Annotated in this window: 25 protein-coding genes; 11 read left to right on the top strand and 14 right to left on the bottom strand. The window is 74.2% G+C overall.

Annotation, left to right across the window (positions count from 1 at the left end):
• Positions 1-301 precede the first annotated feature (301 nt).
• Positions 302-715, bottom strand: coding sequence for a hypothetical protein (locus tag ACW9J6_RS14940; RefSeq protein ID WP_457117274.1), 414 nt, complete (start codon positions 713-715; stop codon positions 302-304).
• Positions 716-891: 176 nt separating this feature from the next.
• Between ACW9J6_RS14940 and ACW9J6_RS14935 the strand changes: the two genes are divergently transcribed.
• The 3 genes from ACW9J6_RS14935 (at position 892) to ACW9J6_RS14925 (ending at position 4819) form a co-directional block, all read left to right on the top strand.
• Positions 892-2037 carry an ABC transporter ATP-binding protein gene (locus ACW9J6_RS14935; protein WP_457117273.1) on the top strand — a complete coding sequence of 382 codons (1146 nt, stop codon included), beginning with the start codon at positions 892-894 and terminating at the stop codon, positions 2035-2037.
• A gap of 96 nt (positions 2038-2133) precedes the next feature.
• Positions 2134-3141 (top strand): Fe(3+) ABC transporter substrate-binding protein, encoded by a 1008-nt coding sequence (locus ACW9J6_RS14930; protein ID WP_457117400.1) that lies wholly within the window; start codon positions 2134-2136, stop codon positions 3139-3141.
• 91 nt (positions 3142-3232) lie between these two features.
• Positions 3233-4819 (top strand): ABC transporter permease, encoded by a 1587-nt coding sequence (locus ACW9J6_RS14925; protein ID WP_457117272.1) that lies wholly within the window; start codon positions 3233-3235, stop codon positions 4817-4819.
• A gap of 6 nt (positions 4820-4825) precedes the next feature.
• On the opposite strand, the gene ACW9J6_RS14920 is transcribed toward ACW9J6_RS14925, so the two are convergent.
• The 7 genes from ACW9J6_RS14920 to ACW9J6_RS14890 form a co-directional block, all read right to left on the bottom strand.
• Entirely contained in the window at positions 4826-5317 is a 492-nt protein-coding gene (locus ACW9J6_RS14920) for a GrpB family protein (protein ID WP_457117271.1), read from the bottom strand.
• A gap of 13 nt (positions 5318-5330) precedes the next feature.
• The gene (locus ACW9J6_RS14915; protein ID WP_457117270.1) at positions 5331-6359 is read right to left on the bottom strand and encodes an LLM class flavin-dependent oxidoreductase; all 1029 of its coding nucleotides are present in this window, start codon (positions 6357-6359) and stop codon (positions 5331-5333) included.
• Positions 6360-6435: 76 nt separating this feature from the next.
• Complete coding sequence (locus ACW9J6_RS14910) at positions 6436-7698, bottom strand: MFS transporter (RefSeq protein WP_457117269.1); 1263 nt, start codon at positions 7696-7698, stop codon at positions 6436-6438.
• Positions 7699-7830: 132 nt separating this feature from the next.
• Entirely contained in the window at positions 7831-8205 is a 375-nt protein-coding gene (locus ACW9J6_RS14905) for a hypothetical protein (RefSeq protein ID WP_457117268.1), read from the bottom strand.
• Positions 8206-8364: 159 nt separating this feature from the next.
• Complete coding sequence (trpS, locus tag ACW9J6_RS14900) at positions 8365-9402, bottom strand: tryptophan--tRNA ligase (protein ID WP_457117267.1); 1038 nt, start codon at positions 9400-9402, stop codon at positions 8365-8367.
• Between the two features lie 321 nt (positions 9403-9723).
• Positions 9724-10389 (bottom strand): 3-oxoacid CoA-transferase subunit B, encoded by a 666-nt coding sequence (locus ACW9J6_RS14895; RefSeq protein WP_457117266.1) that lies wholly within the window; start codon positions 10387-10389, stop codon positions 9724-9726.
• Between the two features lie 20 nt (positions 10390-10409).
• Complete coding sequence (locus ACW9J6_RS14890; protein WP_457117265.1) at positions 10410-11147, bottom strand: CoA transferase subunit A; 738 nt, start codon at positions 11145-11147, stop codon at positions 10410-10412.
• Positions 11148-11528: 381 nt separating this feature from the next.
• Here ACW9J6_RS14890 and ACW9J6_RS14885 point away from each other — a divergent pair, with 381 nt between their 5' ends.
• Positions 11529-13298, top strand: coding sequence for an AsmA family protein (locus ACW9J6_RS14885; protein ID WP_457117264.1), 1770 nt, complete (start codon positions 11529-11531; stop codon positions 13296-13298).
• Between the two features lie 297 nt (positions 13299-13595).
• On the opposite strand, the gene ACW9J6_RS14880 is transcribed toward ACW9J6_RS14885, so the two are convergent.
• From ACW9J6_RS14880 to ACW9J6_RS14870, 3 genes are all read right to left on the bottom strand, one after another.
• Positions 13596-13982: a type II toxin-antitoxin system VapC family toxin gene (locus ACW9J6_RS14880; protein WP_457117263.1), complete on the bottom strand. Its 387-nt coding sequence runs from the start codon at positions 13980-13982 to the stop codon at positions 13596-13598.
• Positions 13979-14227 (bottom strand): type II toxin-antitoxin system VapB family antitoxin, encoded by a 249-nt coding sequence (locus tag ACW9J6_RS14875; protein ID WP_457117262.1) that lies wholly within the window; start codon positions 14225-14227, stop codon positions 13979-13981. Before ACW9J6_RS14875 ends, ACW9J6_RS14880 begins: the two co-directional genes overlap by 4 nt.
• A gap of 87 nt (positions 14228-14314) precedes the next feature.
• Positions 14315-15166, bottom strand: coding sequence for a protein-L-isoaspartate O-methyltransferase family protein (locus ACW9J6_RS14870; RefSeq protein WP_457117261.1), 852 nt, complete (start codon positions 15164-15166; stop codon positions 14315-14317).
• Between the two features lie 135 nt (positions 15167-15301).
• Here ACW9J6_RS14870 and ACW9J6_RS14865 point away from each other — a divergent pair, with 135 nt between their 5' ends.
• The gene (locus ACW9J6_RS14865) at positions 15302-15895 is read left to right on the top strand and encodes an RNA polymerase sigma factor (protein ID WP_457117260.1); all 594 of its coding nucleotides are present in this window, start codon (positions 15302-15304) and stop codon (positions 15893-15895) included.
• Positions 15892-16116: a hypothetical protein gene (locus ACW9J6_RS14860; protein ID WP_457117259.1), complete on the top strand. Its 225-nt coding sequence runs from the start codon at positions 15892-15894 to the stop codon at positions 16114-16116. The genes ACW9J6_RS14865 and ACW9J6_RS14860 overlap by 4 nt, the downstream gene beginning before the upstream one ends.
• A gap of 10 nt (positions 16117-16126) precedes the next feature.
• Here ACW9J6_RS14860 and ACW9J6_RS14855 read toward each other — a convergent pair whose 3' ends face one another.
• The gene (locus ACW9J6_RS14855; protein ID WP_457117258.1) at positions 16127-16831 is read right to left on the bottom strand and encodes an NAD-dependent deacylase; all 705 of its coding nucleotides are present in this window, start codon (positions 16829-16831) and stop codon (positions 16127-16129) included.
• Between the two features lie 239 nt (positions 16832-17070).
• Here ACW9J6_RS14855 and ACW9J6_RS14850 point away from each other — a divergent pair, with 239 nt between their 5' ends.
• Both ACW9J6_RS14850 and ACW9J6_RS14845 read left to right on the top strand, forming a co-directional pair.
• A complete protein-coding gene (locus tag ACW9J6_RS14850; RefSeq protein WP_457117257.1) occupies positions 17071-17664 on the top strand; it encodes a hypothetical protein in 594 nt (197 codons plus the stop codon).
• Positions 17655-18323: an HAD hydrolase-like protein gene (locus ACW9J6_RS14845; RefSeq protein ID WP_457117399.1), complete on the top strand. Its 669-nt coding sequence runs from the start codon at positions 17655-17657 to the stop codon at positions 18321-18323. The genes ACW9J6_RS14850 and ACW9J6_RS14845 overlap by 10 nt, the downstream gene beginning before the upstream one ends.
• Before the next feature lie 652 nt (positions 18324-18975).
• Here ACW9J6_RS14845 and ACW9J6_RS14840 read toward each other — a convergent pair.
• Together ACW9J6_RS14840 and ACW9J6_RS14835 are read right to left on the bottom strand one after the other, a co-directional pair.
• Positions 18976-20223 (bottom strand): adenosylmethionine--8-amino-7-oxononanoate transaminase, encoded by a 1248-nt coding sequence (locus ACW9J6_RS14840; protein ID WP_457117256.1) that lies wholly within the window; start codon positions 20221-20223, stop codon positions 18976-18978.
• 31 nt (positions 20224-20254) lie between these two features.
• Entirely contained in the window at positions 20255-21190 is a 936-nt protein-coding gene (locus ACW9J6_RS14835; protein WP_457117255.1) for a bifunctional helix-turn-helix transcriptional regulator/GNAT family N-acetyltransferase, read from the bottom strand.
• 372 nt (positions 21191-21562) lie between these two features.
• Between ACW9J6_RS14835 and ACW9J6_RS14830 the strand changes: the two genes are divergently transcribed.
• From ACW9J6_RS14830 to ACW9J6_RS14820, 3 genes are read left to right on the top strand one after another with little or no spacing between them, the layout of a single operon-like run.
• Positions 21563-23260 carry a methyl-accepting chemotaxis protein gene (locus ACW9J6_RS14830; RefSeq protein ID WP_457117254.1) on the top strand — a complete coding sequence of 566 codons (1698 nt, stop codon included), beginning with the start codon at positions 21563-21565 and terminating at the stop codon, positions 23258-23260.
• A 58-nt stretch (positions 23261-23318) separates the two neighbouring features.
• The gene (locus ACW9J6_RS14825; RefSeq protein ID WP_457117253.1) at positions 23319-23645 is read left to right on the top strand and encodes a nucleotidyltransferase domain-containing protein; all 327 of its coding nucleotides are present in this window, start codon (positions 23319-23321) and stop codon (positions 23643-23645) included.
• Entirely contained in the window at positions 23642-24034 is a 393-nt protein-coding gene (locus ACW9J6_RS14820) for a HEPN domain-containing protein (RefSeq protein ID WP_457117252.1), read from the top strand. The genes ACW9J6_RS14825 and ACW9J6_RS14820 overlap by 4 nt, the downstream gene beginning before the upstream one ends.
• The last annotated feature ends 1 nt before the right edge of the window (position 24035 follow it).

Raw genomic sequence — 24035 nt, 5'->3', positions numbered from 1 at the left:
GCGGCACGGTCCGGAGAGGAACCGGCTGTGCGGGCGATCATGACGGTTCGGGTGTTGTTCTACTCCCCTTTCCCGGGCGCATGCAGCGCCAGCGAAAGGAGATCCGGACACCAGCGCAAGACGTCGCGAAGCGCTGCAGGTCAGCAACGGTGCTGGAATCCGGAGCCGCTTCGCGGCGAGTCCTTGCGCGGGTTTCCGGATCTCCTTCCGCTGACGCTTCAGTCGTCCGGAAAAGGGGTGCTTGTCTGGAGGCAGGGGGCTCTGGATAGGAAGCGGCTAAGTCCGCGTCGCCGGCCCGACCTCACCCGTTCATGCCGGCCGGCTCGAACAGGAAATCGTCGACGTGCGGGATCGAGACCGCGAGGCTGACCCCGTAGGAGGAGCGCGACAGGCGCCAGGGCCGCTCGCAGGCGGCGCGCATCGCCTCGGAGGGGCGCAGGCGCCGCAGGCGGCCGTCCTCCTCCACCTCCTCGATGACCAGGAAGCCGTAGACCTGCAGCCGGGCCGCCACCAGCTTGGTGTCGCGGTCGCTCGCCGCCACCGGCAGGTGGCCGGCCTCGTAGACGGTGTCCATCAGCCCGCGCTGGTCGCGGCGCGCGCGCGCCAGGGCCGGGCTCGGGGCGGCGAGATCCTCCGGGTGGTAGGCCTGCCCCGGCGGGACCTTCGATCGCCGGAAGGGCACGACATTGCCGGTCTCGCTCGACGCGCTACGCATACGCCACTCACCCTGACGGTTGCTCGGGAGGCTGCCCGGGCGCTTGCCCGGAACGGAGCCGGCCGGCTAAGGCCGCCCCGGCGATGCGGAGGATTCGTCGGATCCGCTTAACGTCCGATTGACCTTGAGGCCGGCCCCGGCCCGTCCGCCTGTCCCAGAACGGAGCGCCCTCCCCCATGCCCAACGCGGCCGGCCCGGTCCCGGATTCCCTTGCGGTCGAGGATCTCGCCTGCTGCTTCGGCCACGTGCGGGCCCTCGACGGGGTCTCGCTCGCGGTGCGGCCCGGCGAGGTGGTGGCGCTGCTGGGCGATTCGGGCTGCGGGAAGAGCACCCTGCTGCGCCTCGTGGCGGGGTTGGAGCAGCCCACCGCCGGGCGCATCCGGCTCGACGCGCGCCTCGTGGCCGGGCCGGGTGTCGCGGTCCCGCCGGAGGCGCGGGGCGTCGGGCTGATGTTCCAGGACTACGCCCTGTTCCCGCACCTCACCGTGGCGGAGAACATCCGCTTCGGCCTCGCCGGCCGGCCCGCCGCCGCCCGGGCGGCGGCCGACGCGTTGCTGGAGCAGGTGGGCCTGGGCGCTCGGGCGGGGAGCTACCCGCAGACGCTCTCGGGCGGCGAGCAGCAGCGGGTGGCGCTGGTGCGGGCGCTGGCGCCGGGACCGCGCCTCCTCCTCCTCGACGAGCCCTTCTCCAACCTCGACCGGCGCATGCGCGACCGGGTGCGGGAGGAGACCCTGGCGCTCCTGCGCCGCACCGCCACCACGGCGCTCCTCGTCACCCACGACCCCGAGGAGGCGCTCGCCGTCGCGGACCGCATCGCCCTGATGCGGCGCGGCCGGATCGTCCAGGTCGGCACCGGCGAGGCGCTCTACCGGCGGCCCGCCGGCCTGTTCGCCGCGCGCTTCCTCGCCGACGCGGCCGAGATCCCCGCCCGGATCCGCGGCGGGGCCGCCGAGACGCCTCTCGGGCCCTTCCCGGCGCCGGGCCTCGCCGAGGGCGCGGCGGTGCGGGTCTGCCTGCGGCCGGAGGCCCTGCGCGTGGGGGCGCCCGGCAGCGGCCTCCCCGCCCGGGTGACGGGCCGGGTCTTTCTCGGCGCCGCCGCCCTCGTCCAGCTGGCGGTGCCGGGCCTCGCGGAGCCGCTGCGGGCGCGCCTGGACCCGGGCGATCCCGCCGGGCCGGGCGACGCGGTCGGCCTGACGCCGCGGGAGGACGCGGTGCTGGTCCTGCCGGAGGGGGAGGACGAGGGTGTCGCGCAGGATGAAAGGCGTCGCGCCGGCGTGCGCGGCGACGGCCGGCCCGCCGGATCTTCATTGAAGCAACTCTAATCTATCGCGCTTGATTTTCGCGCTCGTCTGCTTCTTCAGGGGGCGCGACATCCCGGGAGGACCATCTTGCCGCGTCGATCGCTCCGTCCGCTCGTTCTGCTCGCGTCGCTCGCCGGGGCCGTCCCCTGGCTCCCGGCCGGGGCGCGGGCGGGCGAGGAGGTGAACCTCTACACCACCCGCGAGCCGGGCCTGATCCGCCCCCTCCTCGACGCCTTCACGGGCCGGACCGGCATCGCGGTCAACACGGTGTTCGTGGACAAGGGCCTCGCCGAGCGCGTGGCGGCCGAGGGTGCCCGCTCCGCCGCCGACCTCGTGATGACGGTCGACATCGGCAACCTGATCGAGATCGTCGACAAGGATCTGGCCCAGCCGGTGCGCTCGGCGGCCCTGGAGGCGGCGATCCCGGCCACCCTGCGCGATCCCGAGGGGCGCTGGTTCGCCCTCTCGGCCCGCGCCCGGGTGCTCTACGCCGATCCCGACACCAAGGACCTGGAGGCGATCACCTACGAGGACCTCGCCGGCCCGCGCTGGAAGGGGCAGGTCTGCATCCGGGCGGGGCAGCACCCCTACAACACCGCCCTGATCGCGGCTTTCATCGCCCATCACGGGGAGGAGAAGGCGGAGGCGTGGCTGAAGGGCCTCAAGGCCAACCTCGCGCGCAAGCCCGGCGGCGGCGACCGCGACGTGGCCCGAGACATCGTGGCCGACCTCTGCGAGGTGGGGCTCGCCAATTCCTACTATGTCGGCCTGATGCGCAGCGGCCGCGGCGGCCCCGAGCAGAAGGCCTGGGGCGAGGGCGTGAAGGTGGTGCTGCCGGTCTTCGCGGGCGGGGGCACCCACGTGAATGTCTCGGGCGCTGTGGTCGCCAAGAGCGCGCCCCACCGCGACAACGCGGTCCGGCTGCTCGAATTCCTGGCCTCGGACGAGGGGCAGGCCCTCTACGCCAAGGCCGATTACGAGTACCCGGTGAAGCCCGGCGTCCCGGTCGATTCTCTGCTCGCCGGGCTCGGGACGCTGAAGGTCGACACGCTCCCGCTCGCCGAGATCGCCCGCAACCGCAAGGCCGCCAGCCTCCTCGTCGACCGTGTCGGCTTCGACAACTAGTCTCGCCCCCGGCGGCGGGGGGCACCGGCTCCCCGCCCTCGCCTCCGGCCCCCTGATCTGGACGCTGGCCGCCGGCCTCGCCTCCCTGCTCGTGCTTGCGCCACTCTTGGCGCTCGCGGGCGAGGCGCTGCGGGGCTCGCAGGGGCTGTGGCCGCACCTCCTCGTTCACGTGCTGCCGGAGGCCCTGCGCGACACCGCCCTGCTGCTCGCGGGCGTCGGGCTCCTCGTCGTCGCCATCGGCACCGGCGCGGCCTGGCTGGTGGCGGCCCACGACTTCCCGGGCCGGCGCCTCCTCGACGCGGCGCTGCTCCTGCCCCTCGCCATGCCCACCTACATCGTGGCCTACGCGTATCTCGACCTGCTGCACCCGGTGGGTCCGGTGCAGGGCGCGATCCGGGCGCTGCTCGGCGTGGCGCGCCCGCGCGACCTCGTCCTGCCGGACCTGCGCTCGCTGCCGGGCTGCATCCTGCTCCTCGGCTTCGTGCTCTACCCCTACGTCTACCTGCCCGTGCGGGCGCTGTTCCTGATGCAGTCGGCGAGCCTCGTCGAGGCGGCGCGCTGCCTCGGCCTGCCGCCCACCGCGCTCTTCCGCCGGGTGGCGCTGCCGCTCGCCCGGCCGGCCATCGCGCTCGGCGCCAGCCTCGCCCTGCTCGAAGCCCTCAACGACATCGGGGCGGCGGAATTCCTCGGCGTGCGCACCCTCACGGTGTCGATCTACGCCACCTGGGTGAACCGCTCCGACCTGCCCGGCGCCGCCGCGATCGCCCTGGTGATGCTCGCCTTCGTGCTGGCCCTGATGGCGGTGGAGCGGGCGGCGCGGCGGCGCCGGGGCTATGCGGGGGCGGCGCAGCGGCCCCGCCCGATGGCACGGCGGCGCCTCACGGGGCCCGCGGCGCTGGCGGCCCTCGCCCTCGGCCTCGTGCCGGTGGGCATCGGCTTCCTCGCGCCCGCCGCCTATCTGGCCGTGGAGGCGGTGCGGCGGGTGCGCTTCGCGGGCGTCTCCCCGCAGATCCTGGGCGAGGCGCTCAACACGGTGCTGTACGCGGGCCTCGCGACGCTCGCGGCGACGGCGCTCGGGCTCCTCGTCGCGACGGGGCCGCGGCTCGTCACCGGGCCGCCCGCGTGGTGGCGGGCGGCGCTCGCGCGCTGCGCCACCCTCGGCTACGCGGTGCCGGGCGCGATCCTGGCGATCGGCCTGATGCCCCCGCTGGCCGGGCTCGACGCGGCCCTCGACGGGGCGAGCCGGGCGCTCACCGGGGCCGGGCTCGGGCGGATCGGGCCGGGCACCGGGGTCGCCCTGGTCTACGCCTATCTGGCGCGCTTCCTGGCGATCCCGGTGGGCAGCAGCGAGGCCGGCCTCGCCCGGGTGCCGCGCTCGCTCGGCGATGCCGGGCGGGTGCTCGGCCGCAGCGCCGTCGGTGTCCTCGCCCGGATTCACCTGCCGCTGACCTGGCCGGCGGTGGTGGGCGGCGCGCTCCTGGTCTTCGTCGACTGCGTGAAGGAACTGCCCGCGACCCTGCTGCTGCGCCCGCTCAACGTCGAGACCTTGGCGACCCACCTCTACGGCGAGGCGGCGCGGGGCACCTACGAGGACGGGGCGGTGGCCGCCTTCCTGATCGTGGCGGTGGGGCTGGCGCCGGTGGCGCTGCTGCTGCGGACCGCGACGCCGCGGGCGTGAGGGCCGTCAGGCCCCGTTGAGCACCGCGTCGATGAAGGCCGCCTTCGCCTCCCGGTAGGTGTCCATCGGGGCGCCGTCATGGGCGCGCTTCAACGCGTTGTAACGGGCGACCAGGGCCGGCTCCGCCCGCAGCCGGTCGCGGAAGCCCGTGAAGTCGTCGAGGGCCGAGCCCTGCACCACGAGCTGCACCCCGAGCGGCGGCCGGTACGCCTCGTCCGCGAAGGCGGAGAAATCCTCCGTCCGCACCGATCCCGTATTGCGGGGAAACAGGCGCGCCAGCGCCGCGTCGGCGGCCGCGAACTCTCCGGCGGAGACCCGCACGACGAGGTCGAGGTCGCCCTTGGTCTCGCAGCCGGGCACGGCGGTGGCGCCCACGTGCTCGATCCCCGCGCCGGGCGGCAGCACGGTCCCGAGCCGGCGGCGCAGCGACGCGAAGGCGCGGTCGGCGATGGCCGCGGCCGCCGCCGCGTCGGTCAGCCGGAAGCGCTCCTCCTCCATGGGCCCTCCCCGCTCAAGCCAGCATGTCCCGCACCAGCGGGGCGACGCGGCCCCCATACAGTTCGATGCAGCGCATCAGCCTGTCGTGCCCGAGGGGGCCGGCGCTGTACTTGAGCTGGAAGCGCGAGAGGCCGAGGGTCCGGGCCGTCGCGGCGATCTTGCGCGCGACCGTCTCGGGCGAACCGACATAGAGCGAGCCGCGATCGGCCTCGCGCTCGAACTCCTCGCGGCTCATCGGCGGCCAGCCGCGCTCGGCGCCGATGCGGTCGCGCATGCGCTTGTAGTCGGGCCAGAGCTCCTCGCGGGCCTGCGCGTCGGTCTCGGCCACGTAGCCCGGCGAGTGGACGCCGATCGGCCGCACCGGCCGCCCGAGCTGGGCGTAGGCCCGGTGCGAGAGGTCGACATAGGGCCGGAACCGGGCCGGGTCGCCGCCGATGATCGCGAGCATCAGAGGCAGGTCGTAGCGCGCGGCGCGCACCACCGAGTCCGGGCTGCCCCCGACGCCGATCCAGGCGGTGAGGGGCGTCTCGGGCGGGGGGAAGACCTCCTGGGCGACGAGGGGCGGGCGGATGCTGCCCCGCCACGTCACCGCGCCGCCCTTGAGCAAGGCCGCGAAGAGGTCGAGCTTCTCCTCGAACAGCCGCTCGTACTGGTCGAGGTCGTAGCCGAAGAGCGGGAAGGATTCGGTGAAGGAGCCGCGCCCGAGGATCGGCTCGGCCCGGCCGTTCGACAGCGCCTGCAGGGTCGCGAAGCGCTGGTAGACCCGGATCGGGTCGTCGGAGCTGAGCACCGTCACGGCCGAGGCGAGGCGGATGCGCGTCGTGCGCGCCGCGATGGCCGCGAGCAGCATCTCGGGGGCCGAGACGGCGAAATCCGCCCGGTGGTGCTCGCCCACCCCGAAGGCGTCGAGGCCGATCGCGTCGGCGAGCACGGCCTCCTCGACCACGTCGCGCAGGACCTGGGCGTGGGGCAGGAGGCCGCCGTCGGGGCTGGCCGTGACGTCCCCGAACGTGTCGAGGCCGAGTTCGAGGGTCTGTGTCATGACCGGGAGAATGGGCGCGCGGCAGCGTCTTGGGAACCGGCCCGCGCGCACGATCCTCCTTGCGCGGCTGCACGGATCAGGCGGGGGCCCAGCGCCGCCGTGCGCCCTGCCGCTGCATCAGCCACAGCCCGATCGACACCGTGACGAGGTTCCACAGCAGCCCGTGCGCGAAGGCAGCCGCATAGGTGCCGGTGAGGTCGAAGATCGCGCCCGAGAGCCAGCCGCCCGCCGCCATGCCGACCAGGGTCGCCATGATCACGACCCCGACCCGCGCCCCCGCCTCGCGCGGCGGGAACAGCTCGCGCACGATGATCGCGTAGGCCGGCACGATGCCGCCCTGGAACAGGCCGAACAGGGCCGAGACCACGTAGAGCGAGGTGAGCCCGTCGAAGAGGAGGTAGAGGGCCAGCGCCGCGCCCTGCAGCACCGCGCCCAGCAACAGGGTGGCGACGCCGCCGATGCGGTCGGCGAGGAAGCCCGAGGCGACCCGGCTGACGATGCCGCAGGCGAGCATGAGCGACAGCATCTCGGCGCCGCGGGCGACGCCGTAGCCGAGGTCCCCGCAATAGGCGACGATGTGCACCTGGGGCATCGCCATGGCGATGCAGCAGGCGATTCCCGAGAGGGCGAGCAGCCCCTGCAGCGCGCCCGGGGAAAGCCCGGGATCGCCGCCCCGGTGCGCCACTCCGATCCCCGCCTTGGCGGCGGCGCGCGGCGGCCGCGCGCGCATCAGCAGGGCGAGGGGCAGCATGGTGGCGAGGCAGATCAGGCCGAGCCCCGCCTGCGTGGCCCGCCAGCCATGGGCGGCGACGGCGTGCTGCACCAGGGGCGGCCAGAGCGTTCCAGCGAGGTAGTTGCCCGCCGCGCAGACCGAGACCGCGATCCCGCGGCGGCGGTCGAACCACAGGGAGGTGTCGGCCATGAGCGGCGCGAAGGCGCAGGAGCTGCCGACCCCGATCAGCAGGCCCTGCGCCAGGGCGAAGGGCCAGAGGCTGCCCGCGAGCGCGGTGAGCCCGTAGCCGGCCGCCACCGCGAGAGCGCCGAGTATGAGGGGGACCACGATGCCGAACCGGTCCGCGAACCGCCCCATCAGGACGCCGCCGAGCGCGAAGCCCATCATGGTGAGGGTGTAGGGCAGCGAGGCGGCCCCGCGGGCGATGCCGAACTCCGCCTGGACGGCCGGCAGCACCACCACGACCGACCACATGCCGACGCCGCCGATCGTGGTGAGGAGCACGGCGACGACGAGGCGCCGCCACGCGGCGGGGGAATCCGGCAGCGGCTCCGGCCCGATGGCCGGCGAAAGGGGTGTCACGGGGCGATTCCTCGGGTGGGGCATGGCCCGGTCTGCCGCCGGGCTCGATCGGGAACCGCCCTACCAGGGGAGACGGCAGGCCGGTAGCGGGGCGCGCGCAACCCGGGTCGGCGTTCGCTCAGGGGCGAGTGGGTTCGCCGGCGCCCCGGCGCCGCCTCACCGGACCGGCGGGAGATAGCGGGACGCGGCGATCAGGATGCCGGCCAGCGCGAACAGCATGCCCCCGAGCTTGATGGTCATCCGGTGCTCCAGGAGCTTGAGTTCGGAGCGAATGCTGGTGGATTCCGCCTTCATCTCCGAGCGGACGGCGGTGAACTCCTCCCGCATCTCCGTCCGGACTGCCGCAAACTCCTCCCGCATCTCCGTCCGGACCGACGCGAACTCGGCCTGAACCTCCGACCGCGACGGAAGCCCGTCCTGGACGGCCTCCGCGAGGGCCGCGGCCAGCCCCTCCGCCTGCTCGGCCGGGAATCGGGCGCTGTCCCGGAGGGTCCGGGCGAGCTTCAAGGTATCAAAGGCGGCCAGGCTCATGAGAGCCTTGTAGCACGGCCGCACACGCCCCGACACGAACCGCGGCGATGCCGCCGCGGCGGATTCATCCGTCGGTTGAGGACGCCGCCCGCACAGGTCCGAAAATCCGGGCGCGATGACCCATCCGGCCCATTGCCTGCGGCGGACCGTCCGGGCCTCTCACGCCCAGGTGAACAGGCCGAGGCCGTCCCGCAACTCCGCCAGGGTCTGCGCGGTGACCGCGCGGGCGCAGGCCGTGCCGGTGCGCAGCACGTCCATCACGAGGTCCCGGTCCCGCGCGATGCGCTCCCGCCGCTCGCGGATCGGGCCGAGGAGGTCGTTCAGCACCCGCGCGAGGCGGTCCTTCAGCGCCGCGTCGCCGAGGCCGCCCCGCCGGTAATGCGCCTTGAGCGCCTCCACCTCCTCCGGGTCCGGGTCGAACGCGTCGAGATAGGTGAAGACCACGTTGCCCTCGACCCGGCCCGGATCGCTCGCGCGCAAGTGGCCGGGATCGGTGTACATCCGGCGCACGGCCTCCTGGATCTCCGCCTCCCCCGCCGAGAGCGGGACGGCGTTGCCCTGCGACTTGCTCATCTTGGCCCGGCCGTCGACGCCCGGCAGCCGTCCCGCCGCCGGGATCAGCGCCCGGGCCTCGGGCAGCAGCGCGCGGCCGACCTGCCGGTTGAGGCGGCGCACGATCTCGTTCGTCTGCTCGATGAGCGGCGCCTGGTCCTCGCCCACCGGCACCACATTCGCCTTGAAGGCCGTGATGTCCGCGGCCTGGGCCACCGGATAGCAGAGGAAGCCGGCCGGGATGTCGCGGCCGAAGCCGCGGGCCTGGATCTCGTCCTTGATCGTCGGGTTGCGTTCGAGCCGCGCCACCGTGACGAAGTTCAGGTAGAGCAGCGTCAGTTCGGCGAGGGCCGGCAGGGCCGACTGGACGCAGAGCGTCGTCACCGCCGGATCGATGCCGACCGCCAGATAGTCGCTCGCCACCTCGACCACGTTGCGGGCGACCTTGGCCGGATCGTGGGCGTGGTCGGTGAGCGCCTGTGCGTCGGCGAGGAGCAGGAACTGCCGGTGGCTGTGCTGGAGCGCCACCCGGTTGCGCAGCGACCCGGCATAGTGGCCGAGATGCAGCGGGCCGGTGGTGCGGTCGCCGGTGAGGATGACGGGGCGGGGGGCTTCAGGGGATTGGGATGCGCGGCACTCGGACATGGGGCTCTCCGGAAAGGGAGCCGCCGCGCTGCCGCAGGCCGGGTGTGCCGGAGACCATGCCGCCAGGGCGGCGGCATCGGTCGCACACGGGATGACGACGGCCGCTTCCTTAAGGGAAGCGCCACCACAGGATCGCGGGGGTGGGGATCGGGCCGGTCATCGCCGCAGAGCTTAGCGGCTCGCCGGGCCTGCGCAAGCCGGTCGTGTCGCGAGCCCGTCGATCCGGGTCCCCCTTGGAATAGCCCGGTGTACGGATGCGGTCCGTCGCGTCGCTCCGAGAGGATGGCGGGCGCCCCCGAGGGAACGCCCGCCGCCGCGCCGTCAGGTGTTCTTGAGCGCCACCCGGTAGGTCCCCTCGGTCTTGGCGCGGACCTCCTCCTCGGTGACCCCGTCGGCGAGCTCGATCAGGCTCATGCCGCCGTCGCCCTTCTTGTCGATGGAAAAGACGCCGAGATCGGTGATCACCATGTCGACCACCTGCGTGCCGGTGAGCGGCAGGTCGCAGGCCTTCAGCAGCTTCGGGGATTCCGAGCCGTCCTTGGCCTTGGCGACGTGCTCCATCACCACCACGACCTTCTTGACGCCCGCCACGAGGTCCATGGCGCCGCCCATCCCCTTCACCATCTTGCCGGGGATCATCCAGTTGGCGAGGTCGCCGTTCTCGGCCACCTGCATGGCGCCGAGGATCGACAGGTCGATGTGGCCGCCGCGGATCATCGCGAAGGAATCCGACGACGAGAAGTAGCTCGTAGTCGGCAGTTCCGTGATGGTCTGCTTGCCGGCGTTGATCAGGTCCGGGTCCTCCTCGCCCTCGTACGGGAACGGGCCCATGCCGAGCATGCCGTTCTCCGACTGGAGCTGAACCGACATGCCCTCGGGGATGTAGTTCGAGACCAGCGTCGGGATGCCGATGCCGAGGTTGACGTAGAAGCCGTCCTGCAATTCGCGGGCGGCGCGGGCCGCCATCTGCTCGCGGGTCCAGGCCATGGTGTCCTCCTCCTCGATGCTCAGACGGCGCCGCCGCCGGCCGCGGCCGCGGCCGCGTCGGAGCGCTTGCGGGTGGTGCGCTGCTCGATGCGCTTGTTGGGGTTCGGCAGGTGAATCATCCGCTTCACGAACACGCCCGGCGTGACGATGTGGTCGGGGTCGATCTCGCCCGGCTGGACGAGGTGCTCGACCTGCGCGACCGTCATGCGCGAGGCGGTTGCCATCATCGGGTTGAAGTTGCGCGCGGTCTTCCGGTAGACGAGGTTGCCCTCGGTATCGCCCTTCCAGGCATGCACGAGCGAGAGGTCGGCGAAGAGGCCGCGCTCCATCACGTATGTCTCGCCGTCGAACTCGCGCACCTCCTTGCCCTCGGCGATGAGGGTGCCGACGCCGGTCTTGGTGAAGAAGGCCGGGATGCCCGCCCCGCCGGCCCGGATGCGCTCGGCGAGCGTGCCCTGCGGGTTGAACTCGATCTCCAGCTCGCCCGCGAGGTACTGCTGGGCGAAGGTCTTGTTCTCGCCGACATAGGACGAAATCATCTTCTTGATCTGGCGCGTCTCCAGGAGCACGCCGAGACCGGCGCCGTCGATGCCGGCGTTGTTCGAGATCACGGTGAGGTCCTTCGCACCGCTCGCCCGCACCGCGTCGATGAGGACGTCGGGAATGCCGCAGAGGCCGAAGCCGCCGGCCATGATCGTCATGCCGTCCCGCAGCAGGCCCGCCAGGGCCGCCGTGGCATCGGGATAAACCTTCTTCATCGCGATCCCTCTCCTGCCCCGGACCCTCCCGATCCGGGGCTTGCCGCATCCGCCTCCCGCACGAGGCGGGCGGTCGCGCGCCCCGCCCCGAGGGGGCCGGACACCGCACGGGCTCCTTCTTAAGCACCGTTTCGGCGCAGGGTCACGGGGGCATGGAGGAAAACCGCTCCGCTCGGGTCGGGGCGGTCCCGCGGGCGGCCCGCTGGGATGTCCTGCGGGGATTCCGGGATGTCGGGGATGGTCGCGGGCCTTCCACGAGACAAACCGTCTGGGAGGGAGTATGGGAGGTCCGGGTCGGGCGCTCGCGCCCGTGCCCTCCGTAGGTCCGAGGGGCGGCGCGACCGTGCGGGGCATCACGATCACACACACAGCCGGGGAGCGATGACGCGCCGACCCATCCTGCTCCTGTCCGGCGGTGCCTGCACCCTGGCGCTCGTTGTCGCGGCCTGCCAGTCCTGGAGCGTCGCGACGCCCGCGGCGGCGGGCTTCCTGGGCCGCCACCTCGCGCGTGCCTACGGTCTCGCCTTCGAGGCCGACGGGCCCACGACCCTGGCGCTCCTGCCCGCGCCCTGTCTGACCTTCCACGGCGTGCGCCTGCGCAACGGCGCCCGCCTGCTGGCCGAGAGCCGCGAGGTCGGGGTGCAACTCGGCCTCGGCGCCCTGCTGGGCGGGCAGGCCGAGGTGGCGGCCCTGACGCTCACCGGCGCCCGCCTCGTCCTGCCCGGCGACGACCGCTGGGCCGCGCCCCTCTCCCGCGTCACCGACCGCCTCGCTGCGGGGGCGCGTCCGCTGCGGCGGCTCACCATCGCCGAGGGCCGCCTCGCCGCGGAGGAGGACGGCCCCGACCGGATCGCCGACATCGCCCTCTTCGCCTCCTGGCCGCGGGCGGGCGCGGGCCTCGACCTCGCGGGCCGCTTCGCGTGGCGCGGGGCGGCCGTCACCGCGACCCTCGCCGCCGCCCGCCCGCTCGATCTCGCGAGCGGCGGCACGAGCCCGGTCCGGGCGACCCTCGCGTGGCCCGCCGGGCAGCTCGACCTCGACGGGACCGGATCCTGGCGGGACGGCCCGTCGGTCACCGGCGAGGGCCGCTTCGCCACGCGCTCGCTGCCGGAGGTGCTGGCCTGGCTCGGCGCGCGGGCGCCCCTCGCCCCCGTCCTCGGGCGGGTGAGCCTGGAGGGCCGCTTCGAGGCGAAGCCCGGCTCGGTGGCGATGCCGGCCCTGCACGTCGTGGTGGCCGACACGGCCCTCGACGGGGCGGGCGCCGCGAGCCTCGCGCCCGACGGCCGGCTCGCCCTCACCGGCACCTTCGCGGCCGAGCGGGTCGATCTCTCGCCGCTCCTGCCCGCGGGCCGGGACTGGACGCGCGCGCCGATCGCCCTCGGGGACTGGACGGGGGGCGACCTCGATCTCCGGCTCTCGGCGGCGGCGGCGCGCCTGGGCGCCGTCGAGGCCGAGGAGGTGGCGGCCGGCCTGCTGGTCCGCGAGGGCGCCGTCGAGGCGAGCCTCGGGCGCGCCACCCTGCGGGGCGGCACCGTCAAGGGCCGCGCGGTGCTCGTCGATGCCGGGCCGTCCGGCCTCGAGACCAAGCTCCAGGCCAGTGCGGACCGGGTCGAACTCGGCCCGCTGCTCGCCGATCTCGGCCTCGTGCGCGGCGCCGAGGGCCGGGTTCAGGGCAACCTGTCCCTCGACGCGGCGGGCGGCGACCTCGCCGAGCTGAGCCGCCGGCTCGTCGGGCGGGTCGCCGTCACCCTGGAGGATGGGGAGATCGCCGGCTTCAGCCTCGCCGAGGCGCCGGGCGCGGAACCGGCCCTGCGCCGGGGCGGCCGGCTGCCCTTCGAGCGTGCCCAAGTGACCCTCGGGGTGGCCTCCGGGCTCGGCGAGATCACGCAGGGCCTGGTTCGCACCGCCGCCTCGGCCCTGGCGTTCCGGGGCCAGGTGGCCATCCCCGAGCGGCGCGTCGCCGCGCAGGTCGAGCCCGCCCCGCGCGATCCCCTGCTCGCGACGGCAGGCGGGGCGGAGCGTGGCTCCGCGGCGAAGCCGGCGGTCTACGAACTCGCCGGCGCCTGGAGCGCCCCGCAGCTGCGCCTTCTCTCGCCCGCGCGCCCGGCCGCGAACGCGCTGCCGACGGCGGCGAGCGCCTACGCGCCGTGAGGCGCGGCCGGGCTGCCGCCCGCCGGAGCCGACCCCGACGGAGCGGACGCCGGCACGGACCCGGGAGCGGGGCTCGCCACCCAGACGAGGCCCCGCCCTCCGCGCACACCGTCGTCATCCGCTGTGAAGTCGCGGGAGGGATCGCGCCGCAACCGCAGGCGCGCCATCACGGCCTGCGACCGCGGATTGTCGGGTGCCGTGTCGGCGAGCACCTCGGTGAGCCCGACCCGTGCGAAGCCGTCGTCCGGCGCGGCCTCTGCCCCGGCCCACCACAGTCCCGTGCGCCGGTCCCGCCTGTCACGCTGCGACCAGATCCGTAAGGACGAAGTCGTTCCCCTTGAACAGCAGCGGCTCGCCGGCGGCCTTGGCGAGGGCGTAGGCGAAGCAATCGCCATAGTTCAGGCCGGCCTTGTGACGGCCCTTGCCGAAATCGAGGAAGGCTTGGCGGGCCAGGTCGCCCTGTTCCAGCGTCACCGGCTCGATGATGATGCCGGCGCGGCGCACGAAAGCCTCCGCCTGGCGCATTCCGTCCGGACCGAGCTGGCGCTCAACGACGAGCGCGAGCTCAACCCAGGTCGCGACGCTCATTCGGCAGGTCTCGGTCTCGTGGATGCGCCGGACGAAGATCTCGGCTTCCGGCTCGCGATACAGGATGGCGACGAGGGCCGAGGTGTCGAGGATCATCGCGGCAGGCCATCGTCGTCGTAGAGCAGGTCGCCATGGGCCGCGTAGGGCCGCTCGACATGGGCCGCCGCGCGGTCGGCGATGGCGAGCAGTTCGGCGACGCTGGCCCGCCCCTTCCGGCGCTCGATCCGCGCGAGGCGGTCCCGCAGGGCCTCCGTGACGGCGCGGGTCATCGTCTCGCCGGTCTCTCGGGCAATGGCTTGCGCGAGGCGATGGGCCTCCGGATCCTTGATGTTGAGGCTCATGGTTCGCGTCCCAGCAAGACAGGATGCCGTTTTTCTACCATTCTGCCTCCCGGGAGCGGCGCGGGCAAGGGACGTTGCGCCCCGCCCTCACTCGCAGGTGAGGCTGAAGCCCGGCATCCGCAGCCAGCAAGTCTCCTCCGGAACGGCGTCGGTCCGGTGCAGCCGCGTGACCCGGGCGGCCCCGCCCCGCGCCAGGGCGGCGGCGAGCAGCGCCTCGGCCATCGGATCGCGGGCGCCCGCGCAGGGGTAGATCATCGTGCCCGCCAGGCAGCGCGCCGCATAGGCGTCGCCCTCCCGCACGATGCGCAGGATCAGCCCCTCCTGGATCGGCCCCGACTCCCGGGGAACGGTCAGCGGCATGACGAGGCGCCCGCCCTCCGCCAGGGCGTCGAGCCAGGGATCGGCCGGGCGGGCGCGGCCGGCATTGACCAGGATCGCGTCGGACGCGGGCAGGTCCATCGCGGTGGCGTCCGCCTCGACGACGCGCACCTGCGGCAGGTCCGCGAGGGCGGCCCGCGCGAACGCCGCGAGGTCCGGCTCCCGCTCGATCGCCAGCACCGCGCCGCCGGGCGCCACCAGCCGGGCCAGGATCGCCGTGTAGTAGCCCGCGCCGCAGCCGACATGCACGGCGGTGTCGCCGGGGCGCAGGGCCGCGAGGCCGATGAGCCAGGTCACGAAGGAGGGCTGGCCGGTATTGAGGCTCAGCTCCGGCCGCAGGCCCACGGGCACGTCCTGGTAGAGGAAGACCGGGTCCGCGTCCGGGGTCGGCCGGTAGCCGCGGGGCGGCCTGGCGAGCTGCCAGGGGCCGGGCGGCAGGAAGCGCTCCCGCGGCACGACTGCGAGCGCCGCTTCGAGCCGCGGATCCTCGGCCCCGGCCGCGTGGGCCACCTGCCTGGCGAAGGCGCGGCGCACCGCGCGGAGGTCGTCGTCCGTCACCATGGTCCTCTCCGGGAGCGTCCCACCCGAGAGGGCGCGCGGGACGCGACGGCGCGGACGTGCGCGAAAAGATTTGGCCGGCCCGTCCGCGCGGGCGGCTCCCGGGCGTAAGACCTCCGAGTGGAGGGTGATCCCGCGGTGAGAACGAGCCGCATCGACGCCGACGAGACCCCCGGCGAGGCCGAGGACACGGACCTGGCCGAGGATACGGACCTGGCCGAGGCGCTGGCCGCCCTGTCCGAGGCCGACCTCGCCCGGCTCGACGCGGTGGCCCGGCTCCACGCCCGCACGCTGCCGGGCGTCGATCCGGGAGACCTGCTGCAGGAGGCGGTGCTGCGGGCGCTGAGCGGGGCGCGGCGCCGCCCGCCCGGGCTGCCGCTGCCGGTCTTCCTCGCCGGCTGCATGCGCAGCCTCTGCCACGACCACTGGCGCCGCCTGCGGCGCGAGGCCCGCGTGGTGGTGCCGGCGGCGGCCGACGAGGTCGAGGCCGCGCCGGACCCGGGGGCCGAGGCCGATCCCGACCGCATCCTCGCCGCCGCCCAGGCCCTGCAGGCGATCACGGCGGGCTTCCGGGGCGACGCGGCCGTGCTGGCGATCCTCGGCGGGCTCGCCGAGGGGCTCGCGCCGCCCGAGATCCGGGCCCGGCACGGCCTCTCCGAGACCGCCTACGACACCGCGCGCCGGCGCCTGCGCCGCGCGCTCGCGCGCCTCGCCCCGGGAGGATGGCCATGACCGGACGGATGCGGGGCTGGCGGCCGGACCTCGCCCTGGCGCGGCTCACGGCCGCGCTGGAGGAGGAGATCCTCGCCGCGCCCGAGGCGGATCTCGACCTGCGCCGCGATGAGGACGCGCCGGTCGAGCGGGCCCGCGCGGCCGTCGCGGAAGCGCTCGCGCGGGCCGCCACGGCCGGGTTCCCCCCGCCGGGCTCCGGCCGGGCCCTGCGGCGGGAGTGACCGCGTCCCGTCACGCCTCGCCGAGCACCTGCGCCACGAAGGCCGGCACCGTCTCGGTGGCCGGCCCGTAGGCGGCGCTGTCGAAGATATGGGCGGTGTCGGAGGGGTCGAGGTTGATCTCGTGGGTCGGGATCCCGAGGCCGCGCGCCCGCGCGACGAAGCCCGCCGCCGGGTAGACCGCCCCCGAGGTGCCGATGGCGACGAAGCGGTCGGCCGCCGCGAGCGCCGCGTCGATCGCGTCGAGATGGAGCGGCATCTCGCCGAACCAGACCACGGCCGGGCGCAGACCCCCGGCCCGCCCGCAGGCCGGGCAGGGCGTGGCCACGGACAGGTCCTCCGCCCACGCCATCTCGGCGTCGCAGGACAGGCAGCGGGCCCGCAGGATCTCCCCGTGCATGTGCAGCACCGCCGCGGCGCCGGCCCGCTCGTGCAGGTCGTCCACGTTCTGGGTGCAGAGGGTCAGGCCGCCGCCCCGTTCGGGCAGCGCCGCCTGCAGCCGCGCCAGCGCCCGGTGGGCGGCGTTGGGGGTGGCCTCGCGCACCCCGCGCCGCCGCAGGTTGTAGAAGGCGTGGACCTCGTCCGGATCCGCCGCGAAGGCCTCGGGCGTGGCGAGCCGGGCGGGGTCGAACCGGTGCCAAAGCCCGCCGCGGTCGCGGAAGGTGCCGAGCCCGCTCTCGGCCGAGATGCCGGCTCCGGTGAGCACGAAGAGGTTCATGCGCCTCCCTCCTCCGGACGGCCGCGGGGCCGGGCGGCGCGCCCGACGACCGTCCGTGAACTTGTTGCCCCCGCGGAAGCGGCGGGACTTGACCGCGCGATTGTGCTCCAAATCTCACGCTTTGACACTTTATCAACGCCCCGCATGGACAAGTGACGCGTCTCATCCTAAGTGAGGGTGCAGGCGTTCGCGCATCATGCGGCGGACCCTATCCCGAACAGACCGCTTCAGGACACTCGATGACGCGCTATCGCGCGAGACCGTCATTCACGGTCGAGATCAAACGTACGCGCAACTCCCCCCTCGCCGCGAGTGAGGCCGCGCCGAAATCTCCGCACAACACCCTCTGGGCCGGCACCGGCCTCATCGAGGAGGCGGCGGCCGCGACCCAGTCCGGCCGGTTCGACGCGGACCCCGCCGCGCCTCCCGCGCGGTCGCAGGCCGCCGCCCCGGCGGCTGCTCCCTCCGCGGGGTCCCGGCGGGTCCTGCCCAGCCTGATCGCGCCGCCCGAGCCGCCGCCCCCGCCGCCCGTCCCCGAGACGGAGGAGGACGAGCCGGTGTTCCGCCGCCGTCCCGGCCGGCCGCCGACCCGCAAGCCCGCCCCCGCCCCGACCCACCAGGGCTTCGTCTGGCCGGAGGACTGGCCGGACGAGCCGCCCGCCGTGCAGGCCCCGGCGCCCGCCGCGGCGGCGCCTCTCCCCGCCCCGCCCCCAGTCGACGACGCGGGCCGGTCCGAGCCGGCACGGCCCGACATCGTGCGCCCCAAGCGCCGCGAGGACGAGCTGCGAATCGGCGAGCGCTGGAAGCGGCGCCTGCCCCGCTACTGCCGGTGAGCCGACCGGTCGCGAACCCCTACGGGCTCGCGATCCTCGATTACGACGGGACGCTGGCCGACAGCTTCCCGTGGTTCTGCGGCGTCCTGAACGGCGTCGCCGACCGTTACGGGTTCCGGCGCGTGGACCCGGCCGAGACGGACGCGCTGCGCGCCCTCGGCGCGCGGGCGATCCTGCGCCGCCTCGACGTGCCGCGCTGGAAGCTGCCCCTGATCGCCAGGCACATGCGTGACCTCGCGGCCCGCGACGCGGCCCGGATCCCGCTCTTTCCCGAGATCCCCGCGATGCTGGCCCATCTCGACGCCGGCGGCGTGGCGCTCGCGCTCGTGACCGCGAACCGCGAGGCGACGGTGCGCCGGGTGCTCGGCCCCGGCAACGCCGCGCGGATCGGGCGTTTCCAGTGCGGCGCCGCCCTGTTCGGGAAGGCGCGGGTCTTCCGCGCCGTCGTGCGGGCGAGCGGCGTGCCGCCCGAGCGGGTGATCTGCCTCGGCGACGAGATCCGCGACGCCGAGGCGGCGGCGGCCTGCGGGCTCGCCTTCGGCGCCGTCGCCTGGGGCTACACCCGGCCGGACGCGCTCGCCGCCCTGCGCCCCGCCCATCTCTTCGCGAGCCCGGCGGCAGTGGCGGAGACGCTGGTCCCGGGCCGCGCCACCGCCTGACACCGACCGCGCGGCCCACGCCCTGGATGGAAACCCACGCGCGGGGCCATCAGAGGGCTCGCAGGGCCGCGTTCAACTCTCCCCCTTTTCGGGTCCGTTCCGGGCCTGCGCGCATGCAGCGTCAGCGGAATGCGACCCGGAAACCAGCGCAAGAAGACGCGAAGCGGCTGCTTTTCAACACCGTTGCTGGCATTCGGAGCCGCTTCGCGGCGATCCATCATCTGGTTTCCGAACCTCCTTCCGCTGGCGCTGCTCTCGTCCGGAAAAGGGGAGGTGCTTGGCGTGACGCAGGAGTGCGGCGACGACATTCAACCATGGATGGATGGCCCTTCGGGACGGGCTAGCGTGTTCACACTTCGCCTGCCGGCATCAAGAAAGTGCTTCTTTCGCAGTCGCTTGAACGGAGCCGAGGAGACCCGCGGGATCCCCTCTCCCGTGCGGGAGAGGGGTAGGGGTGAGGGCCCCGGACCGGACCGTCATCAAGCGAAGACGGTCGTGCTGGCAGCGGTACACGTCAGAATACTTGCTGAACCACCTGGACCCTCACCCCTGCCCCTCTCCCGCACGGGAGAGGGGTTCCCCACGCCATGATTGTCACAAGTACTTGCCTCAAATCTCGCAGCAACGGCAATGCCTTGCGAGCCCGTTCGATTTACGCAGCCCCCAGCACCTCACGCATCGCCGAGAGGAGCAGGCCGAGATCCTCCTCGCCGATGGTGAGCGCCGGGGTGAGGTAGACGATGTCGCCGAAGGGGCGCAGCCAGGCGCCGCGCGCCAGGAAGGCCGCCTTCAGCGCGGCGAGGTCGAGGGGGGGCGCGAGCTGCACCGCCCCGATCGCCCCCTTCACCCGCACGTCGACAATGCCGGGCCGTCCGCGCAGGGGGGCGAGCCCCTCCTCGATCCGCGCCGCGATGGCGCGCGCCTGGGCGAGCCGCGGCTCCTCGGCGAAGAGATCGAGGCTGGCATTGGCCGCCGCGCAGGCGAGCGGGTTCGCCATGAAGGTCGGCCCGTGCATCAGCGCCGCGGCCGGGTCGTCCGAGAGGAAGGCCGAGAAGATCTCGGTCGTCGCGACCGTGGCGGCGAGCGGCATCGTGCCCCCGGTCAGCGCCTTCGACAGGCAGATCAGGTCCGGCACCACGCCCGCCTGCTCGCAGGCGAACAGCGTGCCGGTGCGGCCGAAGCCGGTGAAGACCTCGTCGAGGATCAGGATCAGGCCGTGGCGGCGGGCGAGCCGGGCGATGGTCGCCAGCACCTCGGGCGTGTGCATGCGCATGCCGCCCGCCCCCTGCACCAGCGGCTCGACGATCACCCCGGCCAGCGTGTCCCGGTGGCGGGCGAGGCCCGCGTCGAGGGCGGCCTCCCGCTCGCGCGTGTCGGGAAGATCGAAGAAGACCTGCTCGGGCAGGTAGCGGCCGAAGCGGCGGTGCATCCCCTCCTCGGGGTCGCAGACCGACATCGCCCCCATCGTGTCGCCGTGGTAGCCGCCCCGGAAGGCGGCGAAGCGGGACCGGCCCTGGATTCCGCGGTTCAGCCAGACCTGGGCCGCCGCCTTCAGGGCGACCTCCACCGCCACCGAGCCGGAATCGGACAGGAAGACGTGGTCGAGGTCCCCCGGCAGCAGGGCGGCGAGGCGGCGCGCCAGGGTCTCGGCCGGGGCGTGGGTGAGGCCGCCGAACATCACGTGCGGCATCGCGTCGAGCTGCGCCGCCACCGCCTGCCGAATGTGCGGGTGGTTGTAGCCGTGGCAGGCCGTCCACCAGGAGGCGATGCCGTCGACGAGCGCGCGCCCATCCTCCAGCAGGATGCGGCTGCCCCGCGTCCGCACCGCCCGCAGCGGCGGGGCGGCGGTCTTCATCTGCGTGTAGGGGCGCCAGAGGCGATCGTCGCGGGGCTCGCTCATGGGCGCGCAGTCGGTCGGCGGGGCGGCTCTGTCAAGCGGCGGCGAGGTCGAGGATCCAGGTCTCGCCGACGAGATCCTGCCCGAAGGAGCGGTGCGGGGCGCTCTCGGTGAGGCGGAAACCCGCCTGCGCGTAGAGGCGCCGGGCCGGGACGAGCACGTCGTTGGTCCAGAGCGTGACCTGCCGGTAGCCGGCCGCGCGGGCGAAGGCGAGGCAGGCCTCGACGAGGCGCCCCCCGGTGCCGTGCCCCCGCGCCGCCGCCTCGACGGAGAGGAGCCGCAGCTTCGCGACCGCGTCCGACTGGCGCATCAGGAAGATGCTGCCGACCGGCTCGTCCCCGCGCATCGCCACCCAGCCGGCCTCGCGGTCCGGGTCGTGCGACGCCACGAAGCCCGCCAGGATCCCGGCGACCAGCGCCTCGAAACTGTCGTCGAAGCCGTATTCCTCCGCGTAGAGGCGGCCCTGGCGGTGGATGATCCAGCCGGTGTCCCCGGCACGGAACGGCCGCAGGGTGACGGGCGCGGGCGGCTCGGCGAGGAGGCGCCGCACGGTGCCCATCGCCCGCACCAGGGCCGCCTGGTCCGGTCCGGACAGCCGCGCCAGCAGGGCGGCGACCTCGCGCCGGGAGGCCGCATCGAGGGGCGCGAAGGCCGCGCGGCCCGCCTCCGTCAGGGCGAGCACGTGGCGGCGCCCGTCCTGCGCCGAGGGCGCGCGCGCGACCAGCCCCTGGGCGGCGAAGCGCTTGAGCAGGCGGCTGAGATAGCCCGCATCGAGCCCGAGATCGTCGCGCAGGTCGCTCGCTGTGAGCCCGTCCCGATGCGCGAGCTCGTAGAGCACCCGCGCCTCGGTGAGGGAGAAGGCGCTGCGGTGCAGTCCCTCGTCGAGGAGGCCGATCTGTCGCGTGTAGAAGCGGTTGAACGCCCGGATGGCGGCGACGGGATCCTCGGTGCGAACTGACGGGACGGTCATGGCGGGTCCTCCGACGCCCCCTCATCTCGGCCGGTTGGTTGACGGAGTCAACGAAAATCCGGATCGCGGACGGGGGCGACGAGTGCCATCCCGGCCTTCGGTCCCGCCTCGCCGCCGGTCCGGGCCGGCATCCGCGTCGCGCCCGCGCGGTCTTCCTCTTCGTAAGGAGGATCCATGGCGCGCCGACACCCGGCGGCCGTGGACAATTTCCGGGGCGCGGACACGCGCGTGCATTTCGTCTTAAGGCTTGATGCCCAAAGGTCATGCATGAAGAGGCTCCTTCGGCGTGCAGGTACACCTGCGTGGATCTGCAGTGCGTTGCCGCGCGCTGGGGTTGGGGAGCCTGCCGCCTCACTCCGTGTCGAGAGGACCATGTCGAAGCGCAGCTCCTGGGCGATCACCCTGTCCCTGACAACCCGCATCAGCCTGATCGGCATCGCCGTCATGGTCCTGGCCTGCGCGGGAGCCCTCGCCCTGATGCTGGTCGACCTGCGGGCGGACATGACCCGCCGCGCCGGCGAGGCGCTCGACCGCAACATGAGACTGCTGCGGGCGACGCTCGCGGACGAGGGCGGGTCGTCCGCCTTCTCGCTCGTGGACGGCGTGCTCCGCGTCGGCACGCACCGGATCGACGCCGCCGAGCCGGCGGTCGACCGGGTCCGCGCGATCCTGGGCGGCCACGCCACCGTCTTCCTCGGCGACACGCGCCTGGCCACCACCATCGTCGGCCCGGACGGGCGCCGCGCAACCGGGACCGCGCTCGCCCAGGGGCCCGTGCGCGACGCCGTGCTGGGCCGGCGCGAACCCTTCCGCGGCGAGGCGGACGTGCTCGGCACCGCCACCCTCACGGCCTACGAGCCGATCCTCGACGCCGGGGGCGGTGTCGTCGGCATCCTCTTCGTCGGCGTGCCGAAGGCGGATTACCTCGCGGCCCTGGACGCGACCGCCCGGCGGGCGGCCGGCACCGGGCTGCTCCTGGTCCTGGCCGGGGCCGGAATGCTCGGGCTGGGGCTGCGCCGGGCCATGCGGCCGCTCGCCGGCCTGGAGCGGAGCATGCGGCACATCGCCGACGGGCGGATCGACGCCGCGGTCGCGGGGACCGAGCGCCGCGACGAGATCGGCGCGATGGCGCGCGCGGTCGAGGTCTTGCGCGGCGGCCTCGTGCGGGCGCGGGCGCTGGAGGAGGAGGCCGCGCGGTCGCGCGCCGACGGGGAGCTGCGGCGCCGGGACGGCCTGCGGGCGGTGGCCGCGCGCTTCGAGGAGGCGGTCGGCGGCATCGTGGCGGGCGTCGCCGCCGGGGCCGGGCAGCTGCGCGCCAGCGCCCAGGGCATGGCGGGCCACGCGGCCGAGACGGCGGACCGGTCGACCCGGGCGGCGGACGCGGCCGGGCAGGCGGCGTCGAACGTGGCCACCGTGGCGGCCGCGGCCGAGGAGCTCGGCACCTCCGTGGCGGAGATCGGGCGGCAGGTCGGGAGTTCGGCCGAGCTCGCCCGCACCGCCTCCGAGGAGGCGGGCCAGGTCTCCACCCTGGTCGAGACCCTCAGCGAGGCCGCCGGGCGGATCGGCAGCGTCGTCGAGGTCATCGCCGGCATCGCCGGGCAGACCAACCTGCTGGCGCTCAATGCCACGATCGAGGCGGCGCGGGCCGGCGAGGCCGGCCGCGGTTTCGCGGTCGTCGCCGCGGAGGTGAAGGAACTCGCCGGGCAGACCGGGCGGGCGACGGGCGAGATCTCCGGACAGATCGCGCAGATCCAGCAGGCGACCGATCAGGCCGTCGCGGCGATCGGCGGCATGGCCGCCCGCATCCGCGAGATCGATGTGGTCGCATCCTCGATCGCGGCGGCGGTGGAGGAGCAGGGCGCCGCGACCCAGGAGATCGTGCGCAACGTCTCTCAGGCGGCGCAGGGGACGGGTGCGGTGACGGCCACCATCGCCGGGCTCGCCGATGCGGCCGAGGGGACGGGCGCGGCCGCGGGCCAGGTGCTGGAGGCGGCCTCCGGGCTGTCGCGCTCCTCCGACCATCTCTCGGACGAGATCCGCCGCTTCCTCGACACCGTGCGCGCGGCGTGAGGCCGGTGCGCGGGGACCGGCGCTGGCGTATGGTGGTGGAGGAGGTGAGAGGCGCCGCATGACCCTGCCGAACGGGGCCGACGACCCGATCCTGGCGGAATTCCGCGAGGCGCTCCGGGACGCCTACGGCGACCGGATCGCGCGCGTCCTCCTGTTCGGCTCGCGCGCACGGGGCGACGCGCGGCCCGACAGCGATTATGACGTGGCGCTGTTCCTGTCCGACCTGGGCGAGCCCTGGGCCGAGATCGACCGTATCGACGCCATCGCGGCGGCTCTGCGGCAGAGAACGGGGGCGGATATCCGGACCCAACTCTTCCCGGCCGAGGACTGGCCGAAGCGCACCCCGATCCTGCACGAGATCCGCCACCAGGGACGTCCCCTGTGAAGCCGGAAACGGTCGCGTTCCTCGCCAAGGCCGATACGGCCCTCGACAAGGCCCGACGCATCCTGGCGATCGAGATCCACGACGAGGCCGGCAGGCTTGCTTACTTCGCTCAATTCCAGGCGGCGCAGGCCGCGATCTTCGAGGCGGCGGACAAGATCGTGAAGACCCACAACGGTGTCATTGCCGAATTCCATCGCGTGGCGCCGGACCTGCGCGTGCCTCCAGACCTGGCGTCGTCGCTCTCGACGGCGTACCGCTACAAGGAGATCGCGGATTATGGGATCGGAGACGGACTGACGGTGACGCCGGAGCGGGCGATGCGTGCCGTTCGTGTCGCCGAGACCTTCGTCGCCACGGTCCGGGAACGCCTCCAGGGGAGCGTGGGCTGAC

The organism is Methylobacterium sp. JK268, assembly GCF_054052225.1.
The sequence above is the reverse complement of the archived record's forward strand: the minus strand, read 5'-3'. Positions and strand labels throughout refer to the sequence as shown.